Annotated in this window: 13 protein-coding genes; 8 read left to right on the top strand and 5 right to left on the bottom strand. The window is 62.6% G+C overall.

Annotated elements, in window-relative coordinates; genetic code table 11:
• Positions 1–15: 15 nt before the first annotated feature.
• On the bottom strand, positions 16–1,302 hold the full coding sequence (locus OKA05_RS16630) for a cation:proton antiporter (protein WP_264488300.1): 1,287 nt from the start codon (positions 1,300–1,302) through the stop codon (positions 16–18).
• A gap of 186 nt (positions 1,303–1,488) precedes the next feature.
• On the opposite strand from OKA05_RS16630, the gene lysS reads away from it, so the two are divergent.
• Entirely contained in the window at positions 1,489–2,961 is a 1,473-nt protein-coding gene (gene lysS / locus OKA05_RS16625; protein ID WP_264488299.1) for a lysine--tRNA ligase, read from the top strand.
• A gap of 123 nt (positions 2,962–3,084) precedes the next feature.
• On the opposite strand, the gene OKA05_RS16620 is transcribed toward lysS, so the two are convergent.
• Entirely contained in the window at positions 3,085–3,504 is a 420-nt protein-coding gene (locus tag OKA05_RS16620; RefSeq protein WP_264488298.1) for a hypothetical protein, read from the bottom strand.
• A gap of 359 nt (positions 3,505–3,863) precedes the next feature.
• The gene (locus OKA05_RS16615; RefSeq protein ID WP_264488297.1) at positions 3,864–8,720 is read right to left on the bottom strand and encodes a PVC-type heme-binding CxxCH protein; all 4,857 of its coding nucleotides are present in this window, start codon (positions 8,718–8,720) and stop codon (positions 3,864–3,866) included.
• Between the two features lie 269 nt (positions 8,721–8,989).
• Between OKA05_RS16615 and OKA05_RS16610 the strand changes: the two genes are divergently transcribed.
• Together OKA05_RS16610 and OKA05_RS16605 are read left to right on the top strand one after the other, a co-directional pair.
• Complete coding sequence (locus OKA05_RS16610) at positions 8,990–9,439, top strand: hypothetical protein (protein ID WP_264488296.1); 450 nt, start codon at positions 8,990–8,992, stop codon at positions 9,437–9,439.
• Between the two features lie 96 nt (positions 9,440–9,535).
• Positions 9,536–9,814 carry a hypothetical protein gene (locus OKA05_RS16605; RefSeq protein WP_264488295.1) on the top strand — a complete coding sequence of 93 codons (279 nt, stop codon included), beginning with the start codon at positions 9,536–9,538 and terminating at the stop codon, positions 9,812–9,814.
• A 599-nt stretch (positions 9,815–10,413) separates the two neighbouring features.
• On the opposite strand, the gene OKA05_RS16600 is transcribed toward OKA05_RS16605, so the two are convergent.
• A complete protein-coding gene (locus OKA05_RS16600) occupies positions 10,414–11,256 on the bottom strand; it encodes a helix-turn-helix transcriptional regulator (RefSeq protein ID WP_264488294.1) in 843 nt (280 codons plus the stop codon).
• Between the two features lie 123 nt (positions 11,257–11,379).
• On the opposite strand from OKA05_RS16600, the gene OKA05_RS16595 reads away from it, so the two are divergent.
• Genes OKA05_RS16595 through OKA05_RS16585 form a run of 3 tightly spaced genes read left to right on the top strand, consistent with a single transcriptional unit; the run spans position 11,380 to position 12,382 of the window.
• On the top strand, positions 11,380–11,826 hold the full coding sequence (locus OKA05_RS16595) for a cupin domain-containing protein (RefSeq protein WP_264488293.1): 447 nt from the start codon (positions 11,380–11,382) through the stop codon (positions 11,824–11,826).
• Positions 11,781–11,978 carry a hypothetical protein gene (locus tag OKA05_RS16590; protein WP_264488489.1) on the top strand — a complete coding sequence of 66 codons (198 nt, stop codon included), beginning with the start codon at positions 11,781–11,783 and terminating at the stop codon, positions 11,976–11,978. Before OKA05_RS16595 ends, OKA05_RS16590 begins: the two co-directional genes overlap by 46 nt.
• Positions 11,979–12,016: 38 nt before the next feature.
• A complete protein-coding gene (locus OKA05_RS16585) occupies positions 12,017–12,382 on the top strand; it encodes a hypothetical protein (RefSeq protein ID WP_264488292.1) in 366 nt (121 codons plus the stop codon).
• A gap of 53 nt (positions 12,383–12,435) precedes the next feature.
• Here the strand turns inward: OKA05_RS16585 and OKA05_RS16580 are convergent, their stop codons facing one another.
• On the bottom strand, positions 12,436–14,178 hold the full coding sequence (locus OKA05_RS16580) for an SMP-30/gluconolactonase/LRE family protein (RefSeq protein WP_264488291.1): 1,743 nt from the start codon (positions 14,176–14,178) through the stop codon (positions 12,436–12,438).
• A gap of 121 nt (positions 14,179–14,299) precedes the next feature.
• On the opposite strand from OKA05_RS16580, the gene tatC reads away from it, so the two are divergent.
• Together tatC and OKA05_RS16570 are read left to right on the top strand one after the other, a co-directional pair.
• Positions 14,300–15,613, top strand: coding sequence for a twin-arginine translocase subunit TatC (tatC, locus tag OKA05_RS16575; RefSeq protein ID WP_264488290.1), 1,314 nt, complete (start codon positions 14,300–14,302; stop codon positions 15,611–15,613).
• A gap of 58 nt (positions 15,614–15,671) precedes the next feature.
• Positions 15,672–16,538 (top strand): YicC/YloC family endoribonuclease, encoded by an 867-nt coding sequence (locus OKA05_RS16570; RefSeq protein WP_264488289.1) that lies wholly within the window; start codon positions 15,672–15,674, stop codon positions 16,536–16,538.
• Positions 16,539–16,544 lie beyond the last annotated feature (6 nt).

Here is a 16,544-nt window from a genome sequence, read left to right as displayed (position 1 = left end):
TCCGGAGACGGACTCTCACGCACCCGCCACTCCCGCCGGCATTTCGACGGGCTTCTTCTTCCTCCCATAGACCAACTCGAAGACCGGCGATGCCATCAGCGTGGTGACGATCGCCATCACCACCAGGATCGAGAACAAAGCCTCGCCGATGATGCCGCGCTGGAGGCCGATGTTGATGATGATCAGCTCCATCAGGCCGCGGGCATTCATGAGCGTGCCCACCGCCATGGCGGTCGCGTTGTCCTCGCCAGTGAGACGGGCAGCGGCCCAGCAGGCGATCCCCTTGCCAAGCACCGAGGCCAGCAGGATGACCACCCCAATCAGCATGAGCTTCGGATCGATCAGCACGTTGAGCTTCGTGTTGAGGCCGGAGAAAGTGAAGAACATCGGCAGCAGGAAGACCACGGCGAAGGGCTCGATCTTCTTGCGGATGTCGTCGGCAAAGGCACCGCGCGGCATCGCGATCCCGAGGATGAAGCCGCCGAACACCGCGTGAACCCCGATCACATCCGTGTACCACGCGGCAAGGCAGAAGAGCGCGAGTACGATGGCCATCATCGGCTGCGTGACCTCGCCCTTGCGCTCCGCGGCGCGCCCGAGTGCAGACAGCCATTTCCGGCCCACGGTGAGCGCCAGGATACCATAGAGGGCGGAGCCGCCGATCGCCACCACCTCCGCGCCGATCGACATCCCGCCGATCACCAGCGGCTGCGAAGCGCCGAAGGTCGCCAGCACGATTGCCAGCACGCACCACGCGGCGGCATCGTCAATCGCACCCGCGGCCAGCGCGAGCGTGCCGAGCGAAGTGCCGGAGAGCCCGCGCTCGGAAATGATGCGGGCCAGCATCGGGAAGGCGGTGATGGCGATTGCGGCACCGAGGAAGAGCGCGCCTTCAAAATAGCGGACCTTTGGCGTGAAAATGCCGGGCACATGCTGGAGCCACAGCACCAGCAACGCGCCAAGGATGAAAGGAACCACCATCCCGGCAATCGACACGCAGGCGGCGCTACGGGCACGCGAGCGGAAGTGCCCGGTATTGAACTCCAGGCCGACGAGAAACATGTAAAGCCCCACCCCGAGCTGGGCACCGGCGTAGAGGATGCCGCGCGACTCGGGCGTGAAGATCGCCTTCATCGTGTCCGGCCAGAAATAGCCCAGCAGCGACGGCCCGATCAGCACACCGGCGATCATCTCCCCGACGACCTGAGGTTGCCCGACCTTCTTCGCAAGGATCCCGACCAAGCGGCAGACCACCAGGATGACGGCCATCTGGAGGAAGAAGGAAGCGGAGAGCGCGTGCATGGCGGGCATCCTTATGAAGCGCCGCACCAACCGGTCGAGGTAAATTATAATCGAACTGCAATATGCATTGATAGATTACAATGGGATCGCCGCCCATGAACCAGAGGTTTTTCAAACGCGCCCCTCTCTTTTCCAATCCCTTGCCACTTGCCACCGGACGCCGGGGGCCTTAATCCCGGCCCCGACATGTCCGAAGCCACTCAGCCCCAGTCCACCGAAGCCGAACTCATCGCCGTCCGCCGTGAGAAGCTCGGCAAACTGCGCGAGCTGGGCGTCGACCCCTTCGGCGCGGCTTTCGAGACCACCCACACGCCTGTCGGCCTCCGCGAGAATTTCGCCGAAGGCCTGCAGGTGAAGGTCGCCGGCCGCATCAATGGCTGGCGAAACATGGGCAAGTCCTGCTTCTTCCACGTTGGCGACGTCCACGGGCAGGTCCAGGGCTTCATCTCCGTGAAGGAACTCTCGCCCGAAAACCTCGCCATCTTCGAGTGCCTCGAGCGCGGCGACTGGCTCGGCATCGAGGGCGAAACCTTCCTCACCCGCACCGGCGAGCCGACCGTGAAGGTCGCGAAGTTCACCGTGCTCTCGAAGTCGCTGCGCCCGATGCCCGACAAGTGGCACGGCGTGGCCGACCGCGAGATCAAGTATCGCAAGCGCCACCTCGACCTGATGTCGAATGAGGAAAGCGCCGCCATCTTCGTCACCCGCAGCCGCATGGTCGCCGAGATCCGCAGCTTCTTCCACCAGCGCGGTTATCTCGAAGTCGAGACGCCCATGCTTCAGGACATCCCCGGCGGTGCCGCCGCTCGTCCTTTCGAGACCTACCACAATGCGCTCGGCATGCCGCTCACCATGCGCATCGCGCCCGAGCTGTTCCTCAAGCGCCTGCTGGTCGGTGGTTTCACCAAGGTCTTCGAACTCAATCGCAACTTCCGCAACGAAGGCATCTCGCGCCGCCACAATCCGGAGTTCACCATGCTGGAGGCCTATCAGGCCTTCGCCGACTTCGAGATCATGGCCGATCTCGTCGAGGAGCTCGTGTGCGGCCTCGCCGAAAAGTTCTGCGGCACCCTCAAGATCGAGCACAAGGACGACGAGGGCAACGTCACCCGCACCATCAACCTCGAGCGCCCGTGGAAGCGCGCGAACTACCACGACCTGATCGCCGAAGCTGCCGGTGCCGATTTCTTCACCATCACCGCCGAGCAACGCCGCGAGCGTTGCGAGGAACTCGGCGTGCAGATCTCCGAGAACATGGAGGACCACGAGGTCATCCAGCAGGTCTTCGAGAAGAAGGTCGAGGAACACAGCTTCGATCCGTGCTTCGTCACCCGCGTCTCCAGCGAACTCGTCCCGCTCGCCAAGGTCACCCACGGCGGCAAGACCGTGGAAGTCTATGAGCTCATCATCAACGGCCAGGAAATCAGCCCCGGCTACTCCGAGCTCAATGACCCCGACGTCCAGCGCGACCGCCTGGAACACCAGGCCGGCGGCGAGGAAGAACAGAAGGTCGACTACGACTTCATCGAAACCCTCGAGCACGGCATGCCCCCCGCCGGCGGCATCGGCATCGGCATCGACCGCCTCATCATGATGCTCACCGGCGCCCCGACGATCCGCGACGTGATCCTCTTCCCGCTGCTGAAGCGGAAGGAATAGTCTTCGCTAGATCTCACGGCTTGATGGAACCCTTCATCAAGCCGTGCGGATATCGCCTCAGTTCCAGTCCGTGAACAGTTTCAGCAATACCCGGTTCTCCGGCAGGTCCCACACTTCGACATGCTACCGGTCTCCGGCGGTCGACTGACAGCTGAGCATTTCTTCAGGCACAGGAGCGGTCGTCCACGTCTTCTTGAACCCGCCATAAACCTCGTTGCCAGGCACGAAGGATTTCGCGTCCTGCGGCCAGACATTCCAGCCATTCACCAATGGATCGCCATGGCCCTTCACTGGCGCTCGCCGGTCGGTGACCTTGAGCTGAGCCTCAAAGGCACCAAAATCTCCTCGGTCCATATCCAGCAGGGTTGCGATCCCCCGATCCGGTTTCCAATTCGTGGAATCGCCGCGGTTCTGAATGTTCTTGGCCGATGCGGGGAACACAAGCCGGTGATCCGTCTCATCCCCCACCTGCGCCGGCTTCTTGGAAGAGCACGCAATGATTGCCGTGAATAGAAACACCGTAGGGAGCATTGAGGCCTTCATGGGTTCAGGAGGAGGTGGAATGATACGACCCTTTCAAAGGAATCGCACCACCATCCCTCAATCCACAGGCGGACGCTCGCCAAAAACCGTCTCCCGCCAATTTTTCACAGAGCCATCACAATTCGCTCAGCCTGACTCCGGGAATCAGTCGTTGCCGCCGGAGCGAAGGACGAACTTCTTTGAAAAGGTTCACACGTAAGGTGGCAGTCGCCGAACTTTCAGTTCTCCTCCCGCGACTTGTTCGGCCTCGTGAATCTTACCAGCAACGCCCGTCCTTTGATAAGGGCAGCAAGCGAAACCGGCCGAGGGGAGTCGATTACGCTCCCTCTCGGCCGGTCTTCAAATTGCCATTCCCAGGATCACTTCCCGCCCGCCCACTTCACCGCATTCGCCAGCAACTTGCGGAAGTTCGCTTCGCTGTGCGCGGCTCCATCATGACCCGGCGCGATGCAAGCGATGCGCGACTTCGGGTGCTCGACGATCCACACGGACGGATGCTTCTTGCCAGTCTGGCCGGAGACAGAGGTCTCGATGAGCACTTGCGTCTTCACGCCGGGATCGAGGGTCACCTGATAGAGTTCGTCGCGCAGCTTGAACTCGCGTTGCAAGCCGGCCACCACGGGATGGTCCGGCTTGATGACGGTGAGACCGAATTCGCCGAGCGGGTCATGCGCCTTGGCACCTCCGCCGACGAAGGTCGTGTTGAAGGCCGACCAATCGGCGAAGTTATACCACGTCGCGGGATGGAGCAGCACCAGGCCTCCGCCGCCTGCCACATAGGAGCCGAAGGCGCGCTGGAACTCCGGGCTCTTCACGTAGGCGGGATCATTCGAGCTGAAGAGGAAGACGTCCGTGCTGGCCAATTCCTCGGCCGCCTTGCGCGGGTCCGAGGTGTAGAGCGTGGCAAAGCCTGCTTCGCGGAGGATGGCCTGGTCCTCGCGATTGTACCACGCGGAGAAATCATGCGAGCCACCCCCGCCGGCAAGCAGCACGCGCACCTTGTCCTTGGTATCGGGCAAGGAGTCGGCCGTTTGTTCGTCCGGACCTCCTTCGGCTGGCGGCGCTGCGAGTTTCCCGTCGCTGGCAGCGGACTCAAGCGTGATCGCGGCGATCATCGGCGCCGCGACTTTGTTGCCGCTGGTCAGCACGAGCTTCTCGATCACGCCGTCCTTCTTTTTCAAGTCGCGCCACAGGTAGCGGATTTGGCCATGGCTCACGAGGTCAGCCCAGGCCGAGCCGGGGACATCGATGCGCCCCGCATGGTCGGCGAACTCGACACCATTGCGCAGAACAATTTCTTCCACCCCGCCTCCGACATAGTGCACGGCAATGGTGACGAGCGGATCCTTCTCGCGCATCACCGGGAAACCCCAACCGGCGACAGCGCCTAACAGGTGCAGGCGACCGGCCGCGGCATTCACCGGAATTTCCACACGCTCCGGCATCGTCCGACTCACTGCGCGGTCGTCCATGCCACCCTTCAGCACGATGACGTTCTTCCCACCAGGCGTGGTCACGGGATCCGAAAGCTGGAAGGGCACGCCGCGTTCCTCGACCAGGCCGTAGCGCTTGATGCCGACGCGATCACCCGGCGTATCGACGGAAAGATAAACCCCGCGGCTCCCATCAGCCGTGGCCGCCTTTCCAAAGGACACGGTGTGGAAGCGCTGCTCGCCCGATCGAAGGTAGGCCACCAGGTCGCGCAAGGCTTCCGCGCCGATGCCTTCGAAGCCTTCCGGCATCAGCGATTTGCCGGTGTTCACCCGGTTGGCGATGCTGTCCCGCGGCACTTCCGTTTCGCCTGCGGCATTCTTCACGAAGAGGCTGCCAGCCGTCTCGCGACTGACAAAACCGGACACCGAGCGCCCATCCGTGGTCGTGATGTTCCAGACATGATAGCTCGGCTCCACCTCGCGGTTCGGATCAACGATGTGGGTCAGGAGCGTCTCGATGCCATGAACGCCCATGCCTTCGAGCACCGGGCCGATGAGCGCACCTTCGTCGCGGTACTTGTGGCAGGAAGCACAGGAGGCATAGAGCGCTTTCCCCACCTCGGCATTGCCGGGCTTGCTGACCTCCGGCAAGAGCCGCGCAATGATGGCATCCTTCGCCTCGTTCGCCCCCCGAAGCTTTTTCAACAAGGGCGCGGCATGCTCCTTGACCTTCGCATCCGGGTGATCGGCCAATCGCGGCAGGACCGTAGTGCCCACCACCGCCAGCGTGAGATCGCCGCGCTCCATCGCATCGATCAAGCCGATGGCAGACTCCGGCTTTCCTAACAACGACTCCAGCACCTTCGCCCGCTCCTGCGCACCGAGCGATGGCAGCGCAGCAATCAGCAGCTTTGCGGCATCAGGCGAACCATTCCCGGCGATGGCATCACGGACTGAACCGGACTTCGTGGCACCGCCTGCCAGCGCGACGGCGAGGTCCTTTGAGTAGCTCGGCAGGCCACTGAGGGAAACGAGCACCTGCTCATCCGATCCTGCGACCTTCAAGAGTTCTGCCACCGCGCGCTCAAGTTGATCGGCCTTCCATCCCTTCGCAGCCAGCGGCAATGCAGCGGCACGAACCTTCGGAGTGCCCTTGGTGGCGAGTTCGCCCAAGGCCTCATCCAAGTGCGCGCTGCGCGGCAGCTCACCCTGATAGAGCGAGTTCAAGCACGCCACCGCCATCTCCTCGGAGCCCTCCAAGGCGGCCAGCATGCCGGCAAGCTGATCGGCGTCCTTGCGCCCGGCATCGAAGAGCAAGCGCACCAAGCCGCCACGCTTCGCCGCATCCGGTGAAGCCAGCGCCTTCGCAAGCACCGCTGCCGGATCGCGCTTCGACAACCGCGCCACTGCCGCGAGCGTCCAGCGGTCATCCGTGGGGATCGAGGCAAGCGCCTCCGCAGAAAGCACGGCATCACCGGGCAACCCGGCCAGCCACTGCAGGCGCACACGCGGCTCCTTTTCCTTGGCAAGCCGCGCACCGATGGCGCTCACAACCTTGGCCGTGGCGAGGCGCGGATGCGTCCCGATCACACGACCGGCAGTCACTCGAATACTCATGTCAGCATCGTCCAAAGCAGCGATGAGTTCGTCCTCTTCCAGCACACCAGCCGCCGCGCGAATCCACAGCGAGTGAATCTTCGCCACGCCCTTCGCACCGGCCAGCTTCGCCGCAGCCGCCTTCACGTCGCCTTCCTCGATCAAGCGTTGCGCACGAAAACGCACCTCGCGATTCGGGTGGCCCAATGCAGCAATACGTCCGTCAGGCGTGGTCAGGTCAGCCTTCGGCAGCGGCTTCGACTGCTTGTGCGCGTAGCGCTGGATGCGCCCGAAGAAGTGGTCACGGTCGGGCCGTGCGGCCTGGTGATTCCACAAGTGGATCGGCCCCCGCGGGTCGTTGTGAAGGATCGCCTGATTGTAGAAGTCGATCACATAAAGCTGACCATCGGGCCCCACCCGCGTGTCGATCTGCCGGCTCCAGAAATCGCGCGTCGCCGAGAATTCCTCGTCGCGCACCATCTCCGCCTTGTAGGTCACACCATCCGGCGAAAGCGCCTCGTGATGTACGATGTGCACCGTAGGTTCGCAGGTGAGGTAGCCGCGCGTCCACGCATCCGGCCACGCACCGCCTTCATAGACCGCACAGCCGCAGGCGGCGGTGTAGGAGCCGATCACGTCGTTTGGCTGGTTCTCCACAATCTCCTCCCACGACATCAGCGGCTTCACCGGCCGCAGGTGGACCATCACTTGCCACGAGGGCTCATTGCCCATGCCGCCCTCAGCCATCAGTCGATCGGTGACCGGCACGTGCATGACCAAGTCGCCGGAGGTCGGCTGGGTGAAGAACATCTCGCCATCCGCCGTGATATCCACGCCCCAGCAATTCCCGCTCTTCGCGCTGACCATCTCGATCTTCGATCCATCCGGCTTGAAGCGGATGATCCCGGAACCAATCCCTCCAAAGTCCGTCTTGCCATCGCCCGATGTGACCTTGGTGGACGACGAATAGCCGTGCGTCGCGTAAACCCAGCCGTCCAGGCCCCAGCGCAGGTTATTGAGCACCGAGTGGGTATCGAAGGTCCCTAGGCCGGTGTAGAGCGTCTCGCGCTTGTCCGCCTTGCCGTCCTTGTCCGTGTCGCGGAGGAAAAGGATGTGCGGCGGCTGCGCGACGATCACGCCGTCCTTGTAGAAGCAGGAGCTCGTCGCCATGTCGAGGTCGCTGGCGAAGACGTGCTTCGTGTCCATCACCCCATCGCCGTCCTTGTCCTCGAACCACGAGACGCTGTCGCGGCCCGGGCGCTCCACCGGCTCAGGCTTGCCCAGATTCGTCTCGCGTTGCCACAGCGTGTGCATCGACTCCGGTCCCCCACCCCGCTTGCCTTCCGGATACTCGACGCTTTCGACAACCCACAGCCGCCCCCTGTCGTCCCAGTCAAGATTGAGCGGCTTCGAGAGGAGCGGCTCGGCCGCGACCAACTCGGCGGTGAACTCGGGATGCACCTTCAAGCTCTCGATCGCCTTCTGCGGAGAAAGCGGGCCACCCGGTGGATAGATCAACGCTGCAAGGTCGTCCTTGATGGAAAGCTCATCCACCTTCTCCTGCCCGGCCGCCCACAGCAGCGAGCGACGCATCATGGTGCGGATCGCGGGATGCGCGCGCGTCTCGGGCCGCTTTCCGGGAACGAAATACACCACGCGTCCCTTGCCACGAGCCTCGGTCCACACGACCGGGGAGACGCCATAGACGTAGGGCTGCGGCACCGTGCCCTTCATGTGCTTGCGGTTCGGCGACCAAGTCGTCGTGAGCACGTGATCGCCGGCCGCAACTTCGAGGCCGTGGATCATCTCATCCTCGATGTCGAAGTTCGAGATCCCCTTCGTCAGCGGATGCTCGCGCCCGGGCGGCGTGAAGAACAACGGCACGGTCCCCGACCAGCGGTTCGCCTCACCCTTCACCCAGCCTGAAGCCGTGATCGCATCGTGCACCAGCACCACGCCCCCGCCCTTCTCCACATAGCCCTCGATCGACTTTCGCTGGTCATCGGTCCAGCGCTCACCGGCACCGAGCAGGATCACCTTCGCCTTCGCCAAGTCCGCAGCCGTCGGGAAGCCAGCCTGCGAAGGCGCGCCCTCGACCACGCCCTCCTGCACGAACATCGGAGGCGGAGCCGCTTGGGTGGCAGTCATCCAAGCGGTACAAAGAATCGCGGCAAGGGTCGCTCTCATGGGTTGGTCGTCTCCACTACTACGGGAACAAAGCCGGTTCTAGCTCGCGCAGCAAACGCGATACGGGATTGTGGATTTCACCAGCGGTTTTCCGTAGGCCCGCAGCGGCCAATCCGGCTCCGCGTGAATCCCGGCTTCCATCCAGGAGAACCGCCAATGAGTTCCCTTGAACAGATTGCCCGCCGCAAAGCTTCCTTGCCGCCGGGCCCTTGGCACTCGTACCTTCTTCTCATGAAATCCCGGAAAGGCACCTGCCACCGGCGCGTCCCGTGAAAACTGCCGAACTACCAAAGCCAAAAGCGGTGCCCTGGGTTACCTCCGCAGGACTCATCCTCAAGAATGAGGCTGGACTGCACTGCGACAATCCACCTTGGCAGCTCGTCAATCAAGTCGTCCACGAGTTGGACCCAGGCCATGGCAACAGCTTCTGTTGCCTGGCGGCACCAGACTACTCCTACGTCCAGACGCTACGCGGCTTCAATGGCTGCCATTTGGAATGGCGCATATTCACCCCAACAGCCCCCGACGGCTACATCCACTATCGTGCAGGCTATCCGGGCGGCTCATCGAAACCGATCGAACTAAAGAAGCACGACTACGTCAGCCCTGGAGAACACCGTGATCTCATTCAATTGGCCGACGTGGTCGAGGCGTTCAGGGCATTCTACCAAGGAGACGGCCTTCCTGCTCTCTTCGACTGGCGACCCATCGACATATGATCGAGTCGCCCAACCCCGCGCTGCTGCGAACCGCGGCAGACCGTCCCAGTCGACATAGGCGCGTCTCGTGGCCGCCATCGCTGAGCTTCACACGCCATGCACCCTGACTCGAAAGCTCCAAATGAGGTCCAGCAGAAAAAGCTCTGCGACATGCTGCATCTCGCCTTCGTTGACATTCGGATGCTTGCGGCGAGCGGCCACGGGGAGCAGGCATCGGACCTTGCGGATGCATTCCACAATCTGCCACACGAGATATGGCGCGACTACTTCAGCATCTCGTTTTTCCGGCAGGCATTCCTGGCGCCGTACGTTCGCAAGTGGAGCGGCGGGCCCGATTATTTGATGATGCTAGACGAGGTGGAAAAATTATCGTGAGGGCCACACGAAGGCGGCGTAACCTTGCGCCTCAGCGAACCCGCGTCACGTGCCCATGGTGATGAAACGTCGCAAGAGTCGAGTTACGGATTTCCAGCGGAGAGCGGCTTACGCGCCAGAAGCCGTTTATCACCATCATTCTGGAGGGTGGCCGTATATCCCGGTTCATTTATTCGCAGATGAGACCGACAGCGCCGTTTGGACCGCCGACTGCTGGTGTCTTCTCGGTGAAGACGCTGCGCTGCTGGAGTGCTGTGTCAGCGACAGGGCGGCCCGGGAACCTGGACTCTACGCTCGCGTTGACGAGTGGAGTCCGTTTTGGCCGAAGCTATGTGCAGTGATACCAGCACCACTAACAAGGGCAGCGATCGAGGAGGCCATGCAGAGGTTTGTAGAGCTTGGCTTTCCTGATCCGCTCATATCGAAACTGTTCCCGGGAGGTCCATCGGTCAGATTGACACCGTGAAAACGCGGCTTAACCACCCGCTTCAGCGAACTCGGTCCTCGCGTTTCGGCTGCAATTGACGTGTCGCGCGGGCAGGGTCGCCAAGTTTCTAGACGTTCTGCTGTCAGTGATTCACTCCCGGAGAACCCTCACTTCACCGCCGGTTCTCCGACGGCCGCCAGCCGATCCATTTCTTGAAAGTGTTAGAAAACGTGTGCGGGTTCGAGTAGCCCACCATCCTTGTGATCGTCTCCACCTTCTCATCCGTGGTGGACAGCAGGTGACGCGCGGTCTGCATCCGGAGAAAGGTCACGTGCTGCATCGGGCTACGGCCGAGTTCATCGCGGCAGAGGCGGCGCAGGTGCTCCTTGCAGACGCAGGCGCGCGCCGCGAGTTCCTCCAGCGACCACGCGTGATCGAGCGACTTTTCCACCATGTCCCAGAGCTTCCACAGCCGGGCATCGCTCTGGTGCGGTTGGGCGAAGCGAAGCACGTAGCCATGGATGAGCTCCGTCCACAGGTGGAGCATCGCCGGGGCATTCGCGCTGGTGCACTCGGCGTGCAGTCCTTGGATCGCATTCAGCAGCGGCTGCGGGTCATAGGCGCCGAGCACCGGCGAGGCCGCGGATACGATGGGATTCGACTCCCGCGATTCAAGGTAGCGAACCCAGCACATCCGCCATCGCTCGCGGCCGGTCGTCTTCATCGCATTGGTCACGAAAGGCGGAAGCAGACACGCCTGTCCCGCCGTGACCTTTCGCCACTGGCCATCCGCCTTCACCAACCCGCTACCGCCGAAACAGGCGAGCATGAAGGTCCCGGACTGGTCCGGCCGCGACATCTCGAACGTCGGCTCGGCCTCCAGGATCCCTGCATGGGCGATGTGGTGCTGCGCCAGCAAGGCGCACACCGGACTCCCGCTCAGCCAATCGCGGTCATCGCTGACGTCGGCGCGAATCACCGAACGCCGGCTCAATTGGGTTTCAGGGGCAAACATGCCGCATTACCCTAACCGGGCGAACCGGGTTCGCAAGTTCACGAAATGTGGATATTCGATAGGGGAAATTGTGCTACCCGAGCTTGTCGACTTCCCCCACCCTCCCGAAAGTGCAGATCCGATATGATCGAGTCACCCAAGCGCTTCATCCAAGCCGGCGAAACTAAATGCGAAACCAACCCGTGGACGCACAACGAATGGCTCTGCCGGCCCGACCTCGTCGCCGCGGAAAAGCTGCTGATGGTCCGCGCCACGATGCTGCCGATGCATTGCCATCCCTTCCACAGTCACCCGCACCGCGAGGAAATCATCCACGTGGTGGAAGGCCGCGCCGAGCAATGGGTCGGCGATGAATACCGCATCCTCGGCCCCGGCGAAATCGCCCACCTCCCGGCCGGCGTGGTACATGCGACCTATAATCCTTTCCCTGAAACGCTCGTCTTCCACGCCATCCTCTCGCCCGCCGTGCTACCGGACGACGAAGCAAAGGACGAGGACCCATGCGACGTCTCCACGGAAGAACCATGGGCGTCGATCCGCAACGGGATGACGCCGTGCCGGATGCTGTGAGGAGTTCGGCCTTACCACCTCGACTTCTGGAAAGCATCTGCCAAATTGCCGGTGTGGACATTCTCGGCAGCCTGAAAGGCGAGATCATCTTCGCCGACGACAATCTCGATCAGCCCACGACATCGGACTCCGACTGGAAGCCGTCGTTGTGAGGGCGTGTTGTTCGATATTCATTCGTTGCGCCTAGAAAATGAACGCGACCGAGGCTCTCGATAATTTCCTTCGGCACGTTCTGGATCCACGGAAGGCCGAGAGGTATTGCGACCTCATCCAGCGGCCAAAAGGTCAGAAGCGATTCCTCGCTGACCTTTATCACACCGTCGGTGATTGTTTCCGCGAGGACCTGCCCAACAACACCCTGAGCGCCGTCCAAAGAAGCCAACCCGGATTTTCATTTTCCGAGGTGCGGGGCTTCGGCATTCTGGAGCATTCGATTGAAGCTGCCTACGATGCCCTGATGCCGGACACTGGCTGGCTGCTCATCGATACGCGTGGCGGTGTCGGCATCTACCAACCCGAGGACATGATCGACGATCAAAGGCAGATAGTGGTCTAACAAGGTGAGGCACCCGGAAGCGATCACCTCCCAATTGCATCCGGGCTGTTCCCTCACAACCCCGGCTTCGGCGGCATCACCGGCTTTTCCCATGCCTTGATGCCGGTGAGCTTGGTCTGGCGCTTGAAGACCTTGTCGCCCGCGGTGATGTAGAGCGTCTTCAGGTCCGGGCCGGCGAAGCAGAGGTTCGATGGGATACGGGCACCGGGAGGTGGTGGCAGGATCAGGTTCACGCGACCGGGCTGGTCGCAGATCTGGATGCCCATCGCGGTCGCCACCAGCAGCCAGCCATCGCGGGTGACCTTCAAGCCATCGGCACGGCTGCGCGGATCGGGATCGGCCGGAGGAAGGTGGAGATGATGGTACGGCTGGACGTTTGTTAGAGAGCCATCCTTCGCGCGACAGGCGGACCAGACATAGCGGCCATTCGGATCGGCGATCTCCACGCGGCTCTGGTCGGGCGTGAGGGTGATGCCGTTGACGCCGTTGCAGCGGTTGGTGCCGAGCACCTTCTCCTCGCCCGGCCGGATGACCCACACGGACTTCTTCTCCGGCTCGGTCGCGTAGATGACGCCGTCATTGGCGACGACGAGGTCATTCGCCTTGATACCGGCGGCGTGGACCTTCTCCTCCTTGGTGGCGATGTCCCAAGAGACAATCTCCCCACTCCCGGCACGACAGCCATACAAGCGGCCATCGGGGCCGAAAGCGAGACCATTGGTGCCGCGGGTGTTTTCGAGGAAGACCGACACGCTGCCGTCAGGAGCTACGCGGTGGATCATGTTCTTCGGGATATCGGTAAAGAAGATGCCACCGTCCGGCGCAGGGATCGGGCCTTCGGTGAAACCATGGCCCTGGCTAACAAGCTGCCACTCCTCGCCCGGGACCAGCATCTCCTTCGCGCGGCTACGGCAGGCGTCGTAGTTCACCGCCACCGGCTTCGGGAAGTCCTTCCACAGCCAGCGCAGGGCCTCGGGCATGATCGCACCACCATGCTGATGCGAGTGCGGGCCTTCGCCCCAGACGTGATTCACCTCGTAGCCGGAGAAAGTCAGCGAGCGCTCCATGGTCTGGTTCTCCATCCACCAGTCGCCGCAGTAGATGTTCAGGTCGTTCGAGCCGTCCTGCAGGAAGACGCGCAGCGGCTTCGGCTCGGTCTTGCGGACCAGCGTCGCGAATTCATCGCCGCCACGCAGCCCGACGTAGGTGCCGATCATCGAATAGACGCGCCGGAAGGCATCCGGCCGCTGCCACGCGACATTGAAAGCCGCGATCCCGCCGGAAGAAGCACCGCAGATCGCGCGGTGGTCGGGATTCTCACTGATCTTATAATCCTTCGCGACGACCGGAATCAGCTCATCGACCAAAAAGCGCGCGTAGTCCCCGCTGAAGGCATCATACTCATAGCTGCGATTGAAACGCGGCTGGCTCTCTCCGTTCGGTGCCGGCACCACGCCTGGATCGACGAACAGGCCGATGGTCACCGGCATCTCGCCTTTCGCGATGAGATTGTCGAAAACGATGGGCACCTTGTTCGCCCCGCCCTCGTTCACATAGCCGCCGCCGTCTTGGAAAACCATCAGGCACGCCGGTTTCGCCGGATCATACTGGGCCGGGACGTGGAGCCAGTAGGTCCGCCCGGTGCCAGGGTAGACCTTGCTTTCGGAAAAGGTGTGCTTGCTGGTGACCCCTTTTGGCACGCCATCCTGGCGGGCGGACGCAGGATCAACGGGATACGGGCCTTCGGCGCTCGAGGCGACCAGCGGGAGGAGGGCGAGGAGAATGGCGGGTTTCATCGGAACTGGACAGGGACGCAGCGGAGAGCCGCAATCTTTCCGGATGACGGAACCGGCAAACGATGGGGAATGAGCCCTTGCCACCGGGCCGGGCCACGCCTTGAATCCCGCCGCACCGGCGATGTTTTTGCTGAAGAAGGTTTTCCAACTGCGGGACAAGGCGAACCCGGATAACGAAAAGCCTTTCCTGGATCACCTCGAAGATCTGCGGGTCATGGTCACGCGCATCGTGATCACATTGCTGATTTCGATGATCGTCTGCTTCTCGTTTCAAGACGACCTGATGGCGATCTTGAAGAAGCCGGTCGAGCAGGTCTGGCTGACCCACGCCAAGGGTATCCTGCCCGAGGAGATCAAACCCGACGAGTGGGAGCAGGCCAAAAAGATTGAGCGTGCCGCGATCGGGCTTTCTCCGGAGAGCGGCGAATACCTTCTCTCACAATTCGACGCCAAGACGCAGCGCCTGGTGCAGATGGTGCGCATGCTACGGGCGATGGCAGTGCTCCCGGTCGAGAAACGGCCCGCTTTCCTGGAATTCAGCAAGGCCGATCCGGTGGTGACCCAGGCGCTGGCAGTGATGCTCGAAAAGGGTGCCAGCCCCGACATCGACCCGCGGGGCAATGTCCAGATGATGTCCACGCTGAAGCCCACCGAGGGCTTCATGCTTTCCATGAAGCTGGCATTCTTCGCCGGCATCATCGTCGCCTTCCCGCTGCTGCTGATGTTCATCCTGCAGTTCGTGTTGCCTGGCCTGCACTCGCATGAGAAGCGGGTGATGTGGCCGGCGCTGGCGATCGGTTTCGGCCTGTTCCTCTTCGGCGTCGCCTTTGCCTACTTCTTCGTGCTGCCCCGGGCACTGGTGTTCTTCCACGAGTGGAGCTTGAAGCTCGGCGTGTCGAATGATTGGCGGATCGGCGAATACATCACCTTCGCCACCCAGTTCACCCTGCTCTTCGGCCTTTCCTTCGAGCTGCCGGTGGTGGTCATGGTGCTGGTGAAGATCGGCCTGCTGGGTTACGAGTCCATGAGCCGCACCCGCGCCTACGCCATCCTGGCGATCGTCGTGGTCGCGGCCATCATCACCCCCACGCCCGATGCCTTCACGCTGTGCCTGATGGCCGCACCGATGATCCTGCTCTACGAGGGCTGCATCTGGCTGGCGTGGTTGGATGCCCGGAAACTCCGCCGCGCCGAGGAAGCCGAGGAGCGCGAACGCATGGAGCGTCTGCTGACGGGCCGCGACGAGCCGGAAGGCGGCGAGGAAGAAGACCGCGGCGAACCTTGGGATCCATCATCCTCCGAAGAGGGCTGGAAGGCCGGACAAGAAGGCGAAACTTCTGCCGAAGGGCCCGCCGAGAAACCCACCGAAGACGAAAGCGACGATCCGCCGGAAAGTATTCCCGACGAGGAAAAGCGGCGGATGTCCGACCTCTGAGGCCCAGTTTCCCATTTCCAAGGCCCGAATGTCCCTCCAGCCTCCGCGCATGCATTCCATGACGGGATTCGGCCGGGGCTCGGCCACGGCGGATGAGGGCACGGCCACGGTCGAAATCGCCTGCGTGAACCGCAAGCAGGCCGAGGTGGTCATCCAGCTCCCGCGCGAGTTGGGCGAACTCGAAGCCCGGATCCGCCGCGCGGTGCTGAATACAATTTCCCGCGGCCGCATTCAGGTCAGCGTCCAATTCGACCACTCCAGCGGAGCGCCCGCTCCGGTCAGCGTGGATTTACGCATGGTGGACGCACTGGAGGCCGCCTTCGAGTGCATCTCCCGGCACACCGGCCGCAATGTCGCCCCCGAGGCCGGCGATTTCCTGCGCACCGCGGGGATCATCCGCATCGAGGACGGCGGGCTGGCCGCGGAAACCGTCTGGAGCGCCATCGAGCGCGCACTGGAGGTCGCCATCGAGCAGGTGCTGGAAATGCGCTCCGCCGAGGGCACCGACCTCGCCAAGGACCTCTCCACCCGGCTCACCGCGCTGGAAAAATCGGCCGCGGCCATTACCACGCTGGCCCCCGGCCGGCCCGAGCGCTACCGCGAGGTGCTCACAAAGCGCTTGCGCGATGCAGGTCTGGAACTCGATCTGCAGGACGAGCGCGTGCTCCGGGAAATCGCCGTCTTTGCCGATCGCTGCGACATTTCCGAGGAGGTCACCCGCCTCGACTCCCACTTCCGGAAGTTCCGCGAATACATGGCGGGCGATGAACCAGCGGGACGGCCGCTCGATTTCCTCTGCCAGGAGATCCACCGCGAGTTCAATACCATCGGCTCCAAGGCCTCCGATGCGGGCATCGCCCAACACGTGGTGGAGGCAAAAACCGAGCTGGAGAAGATCCGGGAACAGGTCCAGAACGTGGAGTGATTGGCA

The sequence above is a fragment of the Luteolibacter arcticus genome, from assembly GCF_025950235.1.
GTDB lineage: Bacteria > Verrucomicrobiota > Verrucomicrobiia > Verrucomicrobiales > Akkermansiaceae > Haloferula > Haloferula arctica.
Note: the sequence above shows the minus strand (reverse complement) of the source record. Positions and strands in the feature narration are given on the sequence as shown.